Annotated in this window: 14 protein-coding genes; 2 read left to right on the forward strand and 12 right to left on the reverse strand. The window is 62.6% G+C overall.

Translation table 11 applies throughout. From position 1 onward, the window contains the following. Positions 1-247: 247 nt before the first annotated feature. The 7 genes from CSC67_RS06375 to CSC67_RS06405 all read right to left on the reverse strand — a co-directional run bounded on the left by CSC67_RS06375 (position 248) and on the right by CSC67_RS06405 (position 5,801). Positions 248-700, reverse strand: coding sequence for an HIT family protein (locus CSC67_RS06375; RefSeq protein WP_118993656.1), 453 nt, complete (start codon positions 698-700; stop codon positions 248-250). Further along, entirely contained in the window at positions 700-1,017 is a 318-nt protein-coding gene (locus tag CSC67_RS06380) for a helix-turn-helix domain-containing transcriptional regulator (protein WP_118993657.1), read from the reverse strand. Before CSC67_RS06380 ends, CSC67_RS06375 begins: the two co-directional genes overlap by 1 nt. Further along, positions 998-1,321: a type II toxin-antitoxin system RelE/ParE family toxin gene (locus CSC67_RS06385; RefSeq protein ID WP_245220145.1), complete on the reverse strand. Its 324-nt coding sequence runs from the start codon at positions 1,319-1,321 to the stop codon at positions 998-1,000. Before CSC67_RS06385 ends, CSC67_RS06380 begins: the two co-directional genes overlap by 20 nt. A 185-nt stretch (positions 1,322-1,506) precedes the next feature. Further along, complete coding sequence (gene trpC, locus CSC67_RS06390; protein WP_118993659.1) at positions 1,507-2,295, reverse strand: indole-3-glycerol phosphate synthase TrpC; 789 nt, start codon at positions 2,293-2,295, stop codon at positions 1,507-1,509. A gap of 121 nt (positions 2,296-2,416) precedes the next feature. Further along, entirely contained in the window at positions 2,417-3,442 is a 1,026-nt protein-coding gene (trpD, locus tag CSC67_RS06395; protein ID WP_118993660.1) for an anthranilate phosphoribosyltransferase, read from the reverse strand. An 18-nt stretch (positions 3,443-3,460) separates the two neighbouring features. Continuing rightward, the gene (locus CSC67_RS06400; protein ID WP_118993661.1) at positions 3,461-4,027 is read right to left on the reverse strand and encodes an anthranilate synthase component II; all 567 of its coding nucleotides are present in this window, start codon (positions 4,025-4,027) and stop codon (positions 3,461-3,463) included. Between the two features lie 604 nt (positions 4,028-4,631). Continuing rightward, entirely contained in the window at positions 4,632-5,801 is a 1,170-nt protein-coding gene (locus CSC67_RS06405; RefSeq protein ID WP_118993662.1) for an ABC transporter substrate-binding protein, read from the reverse strand. Positions 5,802-6,119: 318 nt separating this feature from the next. On the opposite strand from CSC67_RS06405, the gene CSC67_RS06410 reads away from it, so the two are divergent. Beyond that, entirely contained in the window at positions 6,120-7,247 is a 1,128-nt protein-coding gene (locus CSC67_RS06410; RefSeq protein WP_118993663.1) for a cupin domain-containing protein, read from the forward strand. A 225-nt stretch (positions 7,248-7,472) separates the two neighbouring features. Further along, a complete protein-coding gene (locus tag CSC67_RS06415) occupies positions 7,473-8,474 on the forward strand; it encodes an AraC family transcriptional regulator (protein ID WP_118993664.1) in 1,002 nt (333 codons plus the stop codon). Between the two features lie 17 nt (positions 8,475-8,491). On the opposite strand, the gene CSC67_RS06420 is transcribed toward CSC67_RS06415, so the two are convergent. The 5 genes from CSC67_RS06420 to CSC67_RS06440 are packed head-to-tail and all read right to left on the reverse strand — an operon-like array spanning position 8,492 to position 13,110. Next, a complete protein-coding gene (locus tag CSC67_RS06420; RefSeq protein ID WP_118993665.1) occupies positions 8,492-9,202 on the reverse strand; it encodes an ABC transporter ATP-binding protein in 711 nt (236 codons plus the stop codon). Then, the gene (locus CSC67_RS06425; protein WP_118993666.1) at positions 9,203-9,988 is read right to left on the reverse strand and encodes an ABC transporter ATP-binding protein; all 786 of its coding nucleotides are present in this window, start codon (positions 9,986-9,988) and stop codon (positions 9,203-9,205) included. Next, the gene (locus tag CSC67_RS06430; protein WP_118993667.1) at positions 9,945-10,943 is read right to left on the reverse strand and encodes a branched-chain amino acid ABC transporter permease; all 999 of its coding nucleotides are present in this window, start codon (positions 10,941-10,943) and stop codon (positions 9,945-9,947) included. The genes CSC67_RS06425 and CSC67_RS06430 overlap by 44 nt, the downstream gene beginning before the upstream one ends. Next, positions 10,940-11,839 (reverse strand): branched-chain amino acid ABC transporter permease, encoded by a 900-nt coding sequence (locus CSC67_RS06435; protein ID WP_245220146.1) that lies wholly within the window; start codon positions 11,837-11,839, stop codon positions 10,940-10,942. Before CSC67_RS06435 ends, CSC67_RS06430 begins: the two co-directional genes overlap by 4 nt. Beyond that, complete coding sequence (locus CSC67_RS06440; RefSeq protein WP_118993669.1) at positions 11,827-13,110, reverse strand: ABC transporter substrate-binding protein; 1,284 nt, start codon at positions 13,108-13,110, stop codon at positions 11,827-11,829. Before CSC67_RS06440 ends, CSC67_RS06435 begins: the two co-directional genes overlap by 13 nt. Positions 13,111-13,214 lie beyond the last annotated feature (104 nt).

The following is a 13,214-nucleotide window of genomic DNA, read 5'->3' on the forward strand; positions in this document are numbered from 1 at the left end:
TGGTTGATTGGAGCATCGTGCCGACCGAATCAACCTAGAAGTGCGGCGTCGTCAAGAAAACGCGGCGAAAGGCTCGGAGGTCAGGGAGCGATGGTGTTCGGCATGGGTGCTGAGGATTCAGACAACTGCTATGACACAGCGATGCGCTGTATGAAAATGCCGACACATGATTTATGCAGTGGGAAGATTATACGGGCAAAGCAGGTATTAGGGAAACCCCTAAGTCATATTGACTGTTGTCGAACGCCTACAGCGTGCCGAGCGCTGCGCGCAGCGCCGCATGATACGCAGGCAGCAGGTTCTCCTGCTGTTCGCGAAACCCTTCCCAGGCCAGTTGCTGCTCTGGACTGCGCTGCCTGGGGGCGGCCCAGACGGCGTCAGGGAAGTGGGTGTCGAGCGGCCAGCGGGGAATCACGTGCCAGTGCAGGTGCGGCACTTGGTTGCCGAACTGGGCCAGGTTGACCTTGAGCGGCGCCAGCTCGTTGCGCATGACGGTTTCCACCAGCCATACGGCATCCATCACCTGTCGGCGCTGGGACGCATCCAGGTCCGTCATCTCGGTAATGTGCTCATTCCAGATCACGCGCGTATAGCCGGGATAGCCCGTATCCGGCACGTCGATGACACGCAGTTGCGCGTTGCGCCAGATTTCGTTCAAGCCGCCGGCTGGCTGGCAAAGGGGACAGGAGGGGCTTTGCATTATCTTGCTTGAGTCGATGCGAAGGAGCCAAGTGGCTGGATGGCGAGCCGCAAACCCATGGCCCTGAGGATGGCTGTCAGGCTGCTTAGAGCCGGATTGCCCTTGGGCGAGAGGGTGCGATATAGCTGGGTGGGATTCAAATGAGCCTGTTTTGCCACCGCTTGTACGCCTCCAAAGGCCTGCGTTAGCTGTCGCAACACGATCAGCAGTTCGCCGTGATCGCCGTCTTCTAGAATGCCATTGATGACATTGAGAGCAAGGGCCGGGTCATTGGCATATATCTCAGCCATTGCTTCGTCATGGGGTTTGCTTCGCATGGTCGCCTCTTGATTGCCATTCATTCCAGTAAAACACCGCTTTGTCGATGTCGGATTCTTGTGTGCGGTTGTCGCCGCCGCCTAGAAGCAATACGACACGCTTGCCGGAGTGGGCGTAATACACGCGATAGCCCGGCCCGGCATCGATACGCAGTTCCCATACGCCTTCTCGACAGAATTTATGATTGCCGAAATTTCCCAATTCGATACGGGCGACGCGACGAATGACGGCTACCTTGGCCTGATTGTCGCGCAGGCGCTTCAGCCAATCTGCATAAAGGTCTTTCTGCCCATGCAGCGTCAAGTAGTGTTCAATCCGATGTGCTATTTTCGTTTATTGACGAATGATAGTCAATAGGCAACTACGATCACCATAGTGTTCATTGTGGCTGGTGACGAAATCGGCTCGGAGTACTACTTGATCATTGGGGGAAAACCCCGAAACCGGTGTACTGAGAAGTCAGCTTCTCAACACCGGTATTACCCGCGTCAGAAAAACAGTTCCTGCAGCGCTTTGCCCGGTTCTTCGGCGCGCATGAAGCGTTCGCCGACGAGGAAGGCGTGCACGCCGTGGGAGCGCATGAGGTCGACGTCTTCGCGCGCGAGGATGGCGCTTTCGGTGACCACGCGCTTGCCTTCGGGGATGAGGGGCAGCAGGTCGATGGTGTTTTGCAGCGACACCTCGAAGGTGCGCAGATTACGGTTGTTGATGCCGATGAGGGGAGTTTGCAGCTGCAGAGCGGTGTCGAGTTCGTCGCGGTCGTGCACTTCGACGAGCACGTCCATGTCCAGTTCGAGCGCCAGGCTTTCGAGCTCTTTGAGCTGGTCCAGGCTCAGCGCGGCGACGATCAACAGCACGCAGTCCGCGCCCAGGGCGCGGGCATGGGCGATCTGGTAGGGGTCGATCATGAAGTCCTTGCGCAGCACGGGCAGCGAGCACGCGGCGCGTGCCTGACGCAGGTAGTCGTACGAGCCCTGGAAGAACTTTACGTCGGTGAGCACCGACAGGCAGGCGGCGCCATGGGCGGCGTACGAGCAGGCAATGTCGGCGGGGTTGAAGTCTTCGCGGATGACGCCCTTGGAGGGCGAGGCTTTCTTGACTTCGGCGATGACGCCCGGCTTGCCCTGGGCGATTTTGTCTTCGATGGCGCGGATGAAGCCCCGCACGTCCTTGCGGCTTTTGGCTTCGCGCAGCACGTCGGCTTCGCTGCGCATCTGGCGCGCTGCGGAAACCTCGGATTTCTTGGTGGCGAGGATTTTTTCTAGTATGTCGTTCATCGGTTTCTCCGGGGCGGCATATCACCAACGGGCGGCCGCTTTGACTGCGCAACAGGCAAAGGCCGCCTTGCGTCGGTGGCCGGACAGGCCCGGTGGGCGCCTGCCAGGCAGGGCAACAAGATTACAGTTTTTGTGTGAAAGCCGCGAAATCTTCGAGTTTGGCGCGGGCGGCACCGCTTGCTATGGCTTCAAATGCTAGTTTCAATCCCTGTTGGATGGAATCGGCCTTATTGCCGGCGTAGATTGCCAAGCCTGCATTGAAAGCTACGATATCACGAGCGGCGCCCGGGACGTTATCGAGGGCTTCCTTGATGAGCTGGGCGGACTCTTCGCGGTTCTCGACCTTGAGCGAGCGGTTGGAGATCATGGACATGCCGAAATCCTCGGGATGGATCTCGTATTCGATGACCTGGCCGTCCTTGAGCTCGCCGACCAGGGTGGGCGCGCCCAGCGAGGCTTCGTCCATGCCGTCCTTGCCGTGCACGATCAGCACGTGCTTGGAGCCCAGGCGCTGCAGCACGCGCACCTGGATGCCCACCAGGTCGGAGTGGAACACGCCCATCAGCTGGTTCGAGGCATTGGCGGGATTGGTCAGCGGGCCCAGGATGTTGAATATGGTTTTGACGCCCAGCTCTTTGCGCAGCGAGGCGACGTTCTTCATGGCGCCGTGATGGGCGGGCGCGAACATGAAGCCGATGCCGGTGGCCTCGATGCACTCGTTGATCTGTTCGGGCGTCAGATTGATGTTGATGCCCAGGGCTTCGACCACGTCGGCGCTGCCGGACGAGGACGAGGCGCTGCGGCCGCCATGCTTGGCGATCTTGGCGCCTGCCGCGGCCGCCACGAACATGGCGGCGGTGGAGATGTTGAAGGTCTTGGTGCCGTCGCCGCCGGTGCCGCACATATCCAGCAGCTCGTCCGGATCTTGCGTCTTCACCTGCAGGGCGAATTCGCGCATCACCTGGGCGGCGGCGGTGATTTCGCCGATGGTTTCCTTCTTGACGCGCAGCCCCATGATCAGGGCGGAGGCGATCTGCGGCGACATTTCGCCGCGCATCAGCATGCGCATCAGATGCAGCATTTCTTCGTGGAAGATCTCGCGATGCTCGATGCAGCGCGCCAGGGCGTCGGTGAGGGAGATGGTCATGAGAATTCCTTTGTTATTTCAGATGTCCAGGAAGTTGCGCAGCAGGGCGTGGCCGTGCTCGCTGAGTATCGATTCGGGATGGAACTGCACGCCGTAGACCGGCAGCGTCTTGTGGCGTACGCCCATGATTTCGCCGTCGTCGCTTTCGGCGGTGATCTCCAGGCAGCCGGGCATGGAGTCGCGCTCGATGACCAGGGAGTGGTAGCGGGTGACGGTATAGGGCGAGGGCAGGCCGGCGAAGACGTCGGTGCCGCCGTGGGTAATGGGCGAAGTCTTGCCGTGCATCTGCTTGCCGGCCCGGACGATGTTGCCGCCGAAGGCCGCCCCGATGGCCTGATGCCCCAGGCAGACGCCGAGAATGGGCAGCTTGCCCGCAAAGGCCTGGATCAGTTCGACGGAAATACCGGCCTCGGCCGGAGAGCATGGGCCCGGCGAGACGCAGATGCGGTCGGGCCGCAGCTGGGCGATGGCTTCGAGCGAGGTCTGGTCGTTGCGCAGCACCGTGACGTCTTCGCCGAGTTCGCCGAAGTACTGGACGAGGTTGTAGGTGAACGAGTCGTAGTTGTCTAGCATCAGCAGTTTCATGGTCTTGCCTTGATTCGGAATGGATAAACCGCCGGACGCGCGAAGCGGCCCGGGGCGGTGCAAGCGGGAATCAAGCTGATGCGCCATCGCTGTGCAAGCCCGGCCATGCCCAGGGGCGAGCCGCAGCGGATCGGATGCGAGCCGTATGCGTGGCGAGTTGCGAATGCGATGGAGAGGGTGGACATCGGTGTAGCTCCTTGCTGGGAGCCGCCGTGCCGGGGTGCGTGTTTGAAGCCTTTTGACTGGAACTTGCCTACCGGTACGGCGGCAAGTTGCGGTTCGTGACCGCGACGACATGCCGCTTCCTATTGGAAGCGCCACCAGGTGGTGTTGTAGCAGGTCGAGAACGATAGAGTCATGGCTGATTGGTTCGATATGCGCCGAGCCGGGAGGAAATACCCGAAAGGCAGCGCAAGTTTACACGACTGTTCTCGATTGCGTCCAGTGGGACATTTTGCCTGTCCCCCGCAATGGTGCGGAAGGAAGAGAAGCGCCGGAAGGGGCCTGGCCGAATCCGGCTCCTCTTTGCGCCCCACCTTTGTCCCGGCCCTCGCGAGGGCCGTCACAAAGGTGGGGCGCGAACCGGGCGCTGCTTGGCGGAGACTTATTCTTTGCCCGGATCCTTGAAGTCGGCGATTTTGTCGATTTCGACGTTCTGCAGCTTGCCGTCGACCCGTTCGACCTTGCGTATGTAGACGTTTTGGATGATGTCGCGGGTTTCGGGATCGATCTGGATGGGGCCGCGGGGGCTTTCCCACCGGGTGCCCTTGGCCGCTTCGAGGAAAACGCCGCCGCCGGCGTCGCCCTTGGTGCGGGCCAGTACGTCGTAGATCAGGTGCATGCCGTCGTAGCCGGCCACCGACATGAAGTTGGGGCGCTTGTTGGGGTAGGCCTTGTAATAAGCCTGCGTATAGGCTTTGTTCAGGGCCGAGTCATGGGCTTCGGAGTAATGCATGGAGTTGATCACGCCCAGCGCCGGGTCGCCCATGGCGTCCAGCACGTCTTCGTCGGTGAGGTCGCCGGTGGCGATCAGCTTGATGCCGGCATCGGCCAGGCCGCGGTCCTTGTAGCCCTTCAGGAAGGCTACGCCTTGCTCGCCCGCCGGCACGAACAGGAATACGGCGTCCGCCTTGGAGTCTTTGACCCGCTGCAGGAAAGGTGAAAAATCGGGGTTCTGGACAGGGGTGCGAACCTGTCCGACGATTTCTCCGCCCGCCTCGGTGAAAGTCTTGATGAACTGCTTTTCGGCGTCATGGCCGGGCCCGAAGTCGGCCGCCACGGTATATACCTTCTTGATGCCGTTGTTGGCGGCCCAGGTCGCGATGGGAGCCGTGGTCTGGGGCAGCGTCATCGAGACGCGCAAGAGGTAGGGCGATTTGGTGGTGATCGACGAGGTGGCGGCGTTCATGATGATGGTCGGGATCTTGGCCTGCGTCGACACGGGCGCCACGGCGAAGGCCGAGGGCGTCAGCCCGAAGCCGGCCAGGATGTCCACCTTGTCCTGCACGATCAGTTCCTGGGCGGCGCGCTTGCTTACCTCGGGGGCCACCCCGGTGTCGTCCTTGACGATGAGCACGACCTTGCGGTCGCCGATCGTGTCGCCGTGCTCCTGGATGTACAGCCTGGCCCCGTTCAGAATCTGCTGCCCATAGGAAGAAAAAGGACCGGACATGGGCAGCACCATGCCGATCTTCAGGTCCGCGGCGTGGCCGACGGCCGCGGCGCCGAGCAGGCCCGCGGCGATTCCCAGTTGTACACCTAGCTTGAATTTCATTTGGAGTGCTCCTCGCAGTGGTTGCGTGCGCGGCGGCCGCTAGCCCGGCGCCGTGATCCGCATGGTTTTTATAAATAGTAAGGAAGGCTGACTTTATTCTAGAAAGTAAAGCAGCCTGACTATTTTGTCAAGACAGCCGGCCGCCGAATCGGTGCGGCGCTGGAAACGTGCATTTGTCCTTTTTGGGATGAAGCCTGGCCTGAAGCGGATAGAGGGCGGACCGGAGATTCGATATCTTTTCCACATCGGCAATGGCCGCGCGGAATCGAACGAGCCGGCCCATTGCCTTCCTTGAAACTTGCCGGAAGGAGAACCATCATGCCGGACGTTGTTTATGACGCCTACCGCGAGGACGTCGCGGGCCGGGCGAACGTGCAGGACACCCCCGAGCTGCTGGAGTATTACGGCGAACTGGAGCGGCTGGGAACCGCTGCGTTGTGGACCGTGGCCAACAAGATAGAGCCGTGGCAGCCCAAGTCCCAGTCCGTGCCGATGATCTGGCGCTACCGTGATCTGCGCGAGCACGTGCTGCGCTCGGTCTCTCTCGTCTCGCCCGAGAAGGCGGGCCGCCGCGTCATCTATCTGGACAATCCCGGCCGCCGCGATGTGGCGGCGGCGGTGGGCTGGCTGTACTCGGGCCTGCAGGTCATGCATCCGGGGGAGGCCGCTTCGGCGCACTGGCATTCGTCGTCGGCGCTGCGCTTCATCATGGAAGGACGCGGGGCCTACACCATCGTCAACGGCCACAAGATGACACTGGGCGCCAACGACTTCGTCATCACGCCCAACGGCTGCTGGCACGAGCATGGCGTAGAAGAAAGCGGCTTGCCCTGCATCTGGCAGGACGGCCTGGACATTCCCCTGGCCAATGCCATGGAGGCGGGCTTTTTCGGCGTGCATCCGGACCTGCATCAGGCGGTCGGCCATCCGGTCGACGATTCGGTGGGAATCTGGGGGGCGCCGGGCTTGCGTCCGCAGGACGCCAGGTGGAGCGCGCCCTACTCGCCATTGTTCAAGTATCAATGGGAGCCCACCTACGAGGCCTTGCTGAACTATGCCAAGGCGGCCGAGGCCAACCCTTATGACTGCCATTTGATGCACTACACCAACCCGGTGACGGGCGGCCACGTCATGTCGACCATGGGCGCCAGCATGCAGTTGCTCATGCCGGGCTTCGCCGGCAAGGCCCATCGCCACACGGGCAGCTTCCTGTACCAGGTGGCCAAGGGCCGCGGCCACTCCATCATCAATGGCAGGCGCTTCGATTGGCAAGAGCACGATATTTTCTGTGTTCCGTCGTGGGCGTGGCACGAACATGCCAACGCCTCGCAAACCGAGGACGCCTGCCTGTTCTGCTTCAACGACCTGCCGGCCATCGAGGCCATGGGCTTCTATCGCGAAGAAGCGCTGGCCGACAACCGCGGCCGCCAGCCCGTCATGGCGTGACCGCGCATCGTGCACCGGCTTGAATGCCGGCGCATCTTTCGACGGGTTGCCGCATCAGGCCGCAACGCCCGGCTCCGCCCCGGGCGGCTGTACCGCCCGGCGCTATACTGGTTCATATAAAAGCTTGGACCTACAAGCTTGAACTTGGTCCGGCATGTCTTTTCCAGCGTGCCGGTCGGGACGCCGGCCAGGGGCCGTCGCCTTACAAGAGCCGGGAGGCCGAACATGGCCCACACAATGGCGGGATGGACCCAAGCCCTTCTTGCGCAGCACGTATTGTTTGCGTCGCAGGACGTCGACGAGGTGCGGACCCGCGTCGCCGAACTTCTCAACGACCACGTGCTCGAGCCGCGGGGCTCCACGCTGGCTGCACGCCTGAACGGGGTGCAGGCCGACGCCCTCGGCCTGTGGATGCTCGAATACGGCGAGGCGGTGGTGGTCGAAGAAACCCGGCCGGGCGGGGACTTCCTGCTGATTCAATTGCCGCTGTCCGGATCGGTGGGCGTCGAATGCGAAGAAGGCAGCTGGACGGTCAGCCCGGGCAGCGGGTTGATCATGCCGTCCAATGTGCCGCATCGCCTGAACTGGGAGGCGGGCGCTTCCCAGATCATCCTCAAGGTGCCGCTTGCCCGCCTGCTGCTTGAATATGGCAGCCTGACCGGAACCCGTCCCGGCGAACCTTTGCGCTTCAACCGGCAGATCGAACTGAATTCGTCCGAGGGCGAGCAATGGAGCGCCCTGATGCGCTACTTTTGCGAGCAGGTCGCCCGCCCGTCGAAATTGGGCTGGCTGAAGGCGCGGATGGCCGAAGAGGCCCTTATGCGCCACCTGCTGTGCGCGCAGTCGATTTCACTTCATGAACATTACCTGGGCGGCCAGGGCCGCGAAGTGCCCAAGCGTTTGCAGCGGGCGCGGGCCTTCATGGAAGCCAATCTGCAGGAGGACATCTCGCTGGAGGACATAGCCGGCCACAGCGGGACCAGTGCCAGGAACCTGTCCCGCATGTGCCGGGTGCAATACGGCGCCAGCCCCATGCAGCTGCTGCGGGACATGCGCCTGGACAGAGCGCGGCGGGAATTGAGCGAGGCGCCGGCGGATGCCAGCGTATCGGACGTGGCGCTGCGTTGGGGCTGCGCCCATCTTGGCCGCTTCGCCGCCGCCTACCGGCAGCGGTTTGGCGAAGCGCCCCACGAAACGCTGGCGGCCGGACGGGCGCGCCGCCGGTAGCCGGACCGCGAGCACCCTCAGCCGGTCCCGGTGATGATTTTCATGGTCTCGGGATGCTTGGTAGCTTCGTCCAGGGTGCCGTGAAAAACGATTTCGCCGCGCTCGATGACGTAGATGCGGTCGGCGAAGCTGGGCAGGTGATAGAAATTGGACTCGGCCAGCAGCACCGAGCGCCCTTGCCGAAGGATTTCGCGCAACCCATCGCTGATGGTGGGAAGAATCGCCGGCGACAGACCTTCGAAGGCCTCGTCGAGAATGAGCATTTCGGGATCCAGGGCGATGGCCCGGGCGATGGACACCATTTTGCGCTCGCCGCCGGACAGTTGCTGTCCGCCCCGATGCAGGTACTGCTTGAGCTTGGGGAATATGTTGTACGCGACCTGGATGCGCTCGTGCGAAGACTTGGCGGTTTTACGTGTCCAGGTGGGCAGGGCGATGTTGTCTTCGACAGTGAGGTCGCCGAACACGTCGCTGCCTTCGGGCGTATAGCCCAGGCCCAGGTTGGCCATGGCATAGGTGGGCAGGCCGCTGAGCTTCTTGGACTTCCAGTGGATGTCGCCGCTGTCGAGCTTCTGATAGCCCATGATGCTGCGCAGCGTGGTGGTCTTGCCGGCGCCGTTGCGGCCCACCAGACAGACGAGTTCTCCGGGCGCGACCGAAAGCGAGACGTCGCGCAGCACCTGGTTGCCCAGTAAGGTGACGGATACCTTGTTGAGTTCGAGTGACATTCAGTGGCTTCCTTTGCCGACCACGATGGACAGCACTTCTTCGTTCTGGAAGAACTCTTTGGCGGGCGAGTCGGCGATCTTGGCGCCGTCCTGCATGGCGATGATGCGGGTGGAATAGCGCGACACCAGATCCATGTCGTGCTCGACCAGCATGATGGCGCCGACATTCATTTTGTCGGTGGCCGCCAAGAGGGTTTCCATGATGCCGTATTTGTCGGCGGTGGAGACGCCGGCCGTGGGTTCGTCGAGCAGCAGCACCTTGGGGTGCAGGGCCAGCGCGCTGGCGACGTCCAGCAATTTGCGCTTGCCGTGCGGCAGGGCCGACGACAGGACGTCCAGCGAGGTGTGCAGGCCGAAGGCCCGTGCCGTGTCCTCGACGATCTGCCCGATGGCTTTGTTGCTGCGGAAATTCTGCAGCATGCGCCAGCGCATCCCGCCGTACGAGCTGGCGGCCACGGCCAGGGTTTCGCGCACCGTCAGGTCGGGGAAGATGTTGACCAGCTGGAAGGCGCGCGCCAGGCCCTGGGTGGACAGCTTGACGATGTCGGCATCGACCAGCTTGCTGCCCAGGAAGAAAACCTCGCCCGTGGTGGGCGGAAACAGGCCGGTCAGGGTGTTGACCAAGGTGGTCTTGCCCGCGCCGTTGGGCCCTACGATGGACACGATCTCGCCCTTGCCCACGGTGAGCGAGACGTTGCGCAGCGCGACGAAGTCGCCGTAGCGCATGGAGACGTCGCGCGCCTCAAGCAGTGGATCGCGCTGGGCGGCGTTGTCTTGCGTCCGCATGGGTCTTGCCCTCCTTTTTGAGTTTGATGCGGCGCAGGCCGCCCAGGATTCCGCCGGGAAGCGCGATGACGATCAGCGCCAGGGCCAGGCCCACGAAGAAGCGCCAGTATTCGGTTTCGGCCATGAGCTGGTCCTGCACCAGTATCATCACCAGGGAACCGACGGCCGGCCCCAGAAACTGCTGGTAGCCACCCAGGATGGTCATGAACACCAGGTGGCCAGAGTGCGTCCAGTACGAAAGCTCGGGGTCGGCCAGGCCGGTGAGCACGCCCAGCATCACGCCGCCGATCGCGCCATAGACCGCCGAGACGATGAAGGCCACCGTGCGCACCCAGCGCACCCGCACGCCCAGATACAGCGCCTTGACCGGATTGTCGCGCGAGGCGGTCAGGTGCAGCCCGTACGGCGAGCGCACCAGGCGCCACATGAGATAGCCCAGCACCACCAGCAGGATGAGGCAGTAGTAGTAAAAGGGACCGGTCAGGAAGCCGGTCTTGTTGTACATGTCGAGTTCCATGCCCAGCAGGGTGGGGCGGGGCACGCGCATGCCGCTTTCGCCGCCCGTCAGGTTGTAGAACTTGAACAGGATGGAGTGGAAGAGCATGCCGAAGGACAGCGTCAGCACCCCGAAGAAGATGCCGGTGAAGCGGCTGGCCACCAGCGCCAGCGGTATCGACAGGCAAAGCGCCGCCACGATGGCCACTGCCAGCATGAGTTCGAACGAGGCAATGCCCAGCACCGAGTACGAAGCCGCCGCCGCGTAGGCGCCGGCGGCGACGAACAGGGCGTGCCCGAAGGATAGCTGGCCGCCGTAGCCGAACAGCAGGTTGAAGCCCAGCAGAATGATGGCGTAGGCGAAGAACGGAATCAGCACCGTGAGGAAGTAGGCGGGCAGCACCAGGGGAGCCAAGGCCAGGGCCGCCAGGGAAATGACCAGCAGGATTCTAGACATCATGTTGCGATCCTTCCATACAGGCCTGAGGGCTTCCAGATGAGCATGCCGATGACGATGACGTAGATGGCCAGCGTATCGACCTCGGGGTAGGTGAATACGGCCAGGGTGCTGAGCAGGCCCACGATGACGGCGCCCACGGCGGCGCCCTTCATGCTGCCCAGCCCGCCGATGACGACGACGGCAAAGGCCTTGACGATGAGCTCGACGCCCATTTCGAGGGAAGCGACCCCGGTCGGGATGACCAGGGCGCCGCCGACGGTGCCCAGAGCCGTGCCCAGCGTGAAGACCAGCAGGAAGACCTTGGAGACATTGATGCCCATGGCGGCGCTGGTTTCATGGTTCTCGGCCGTGGCGCGCAGCATCTTGCCGGTGGCCGTGCGGCCGAGAAAATATGCCATGCCGCCCGCCACGAGCATGGCCAGCACGATGACCATGACGTTGTAGAGCGGCATGGTGACGCCGAACAGATTGACCGAGCCGTAGACCATGGCCAGGCTGCCCAGCTGCTTGGGATTGGCTCCCCAGAAGAAGTGGATGATGTCGTGGATCATCAGCACCAGGGCGAAGGTGAGCACGAGCTGGAAGGATTCGGGCCGGCGGTAGATGAGGCGCAGCACGCGCTCCATGGGTATGCCGACCAGCCCTATCAGCAGCCCGCCGGCCAGCAGCGCCAGGGGAAACAGATAGGGCGGCAGCCCCTGGGCCAGCGCCCAGGTGGTGAAGGTGATGCCGAAGTAGGCGCCCAGCGCGTAGACCGAGCCGCAGGCCAGGTTGATGATGCGCTGTACGCCGAAAATGAGCTGCAGCCCGGCCGCCACCAGAAACAGGACGGCGGCCTGGAACAGCCCTGCGAGCAGGATGTTGGTGATGAAATTCATAGCGACTAGATGTTCCATTCCTTCTCTTCGAGCCACTTCCAGAAGTCGTCGCCGGCCTTGGGCTTTTGAAGCTCGTCGGAATAGATGGTGGTGATGTCGGTGATGGTGGCGAAGTCGTAGTCGTTGTCGTTGGTGGACAGCCCCTGGTGGAAGACCTGCTCGGCGATGTGGTCGGCGCGCATGCTGCCCTTGCCGCCCAGCGACTCGACTTCGATGCCGGACATGGCTTGCGCGATTTCCTTGGTGGAAGGCCACGATCCGCCTTTGGCGGAAAGCGCCTTTTCGACGCCCGCTTTATAGACTTCCATGGAGAAGTAGGCGCGGTCGGCTTCCCAGCTGGGGTAGTCGTTGAACTTGTCGTGGTACCAGCCTACGAATTCTTTCTGCAGCGGGCTTGCCTGCGGATGGTCGAAGTACATGGTGTTGTGGCCGAAGATGACGCCCTCGGGCATGAATTCTTTCTTCAGCGAAGTGTGCTGCCAGCCCGCCGCCGGCAGGACGAAGCGGGTTTCGTTGGCGAGGCCGGCGTCGTGGGCCTGCTTCATGAAGACGGGCAGGTCGGCGAACAGCAGGGCGGAGTAGATGAGGTCGGGCTTGGCGGCGCGCAGCGCGGCCACGTTGGACGTGAGGTCGAGGTTGCCGATCTTGGACCATTGCTCGGTGACCACCTCGTATTCGATGCCGTATTTCTTGAGCAGGGCCTGGAATGCGGCCCACACGTTGCGGCCGTAGGAGTAGTCGGGGTTCATGCCCGCGATGCGCACGAATTTGCCCTTGTAGTGCTTGATCGCCAGCAGCGAGGCCATGATGGCTTCGCACTCGTTGTCGGTGCTGCGGAACACGTATTGCGGGGAGGGCATGGTTTCTTTGACGCCGTCCTGCGTGGTGCCGTCCCAGAAAAGGGTGATGACCTCGCTGTCTTCGGCGGCGGGCGCCAGCGCCAGGCTGGCTCCGGTGGACACGATGCCCTGCACACAGTCGACTTCCTCGCGCAGGACGAGGCGCCGGAAGCGTTCGATGGTTTCTTTGGGGTTGGTTTCTTCTTCGACGACCAGTTCGACCTTGCGGCCGCCTATGCCGCCGTTGGCGTTGATGCGCTCGGCGGCCCACTGCGCGCCGCGCAGGCCGGTCTGCCCGATGGTGCCGGCCACCCCGCCGCGCGGCGCCAGGATGCCGATGCGCAAAGGTCTGTCTTTGGCGATGGCCGGAAAGCCCATCAGGCCAAGCGTGGCCCCCAGCCCGGCGGCCTGGATCAGGCTTCTGCGTTTTTTCGACGTCGGTGTAGTCATGTGTCTCCCCGGTTTGTGTTGTGCGGACGTTGCGACGTGATGCAGTGAAAAGCGTAGCCGATGCTAACGCATCAGAAGTATTTCAGAATCAACAATACATGAAT

Source organism: Pusillimonas caeni (assembly GCF_003545815.1).
Classification (GTDB): Bacteria; Pseudomonadota; Gammaproteobacteria; order Burkholderiales; family Burkholderiaceae_B; genus Pusillimonas; species Pusillimonas caeni.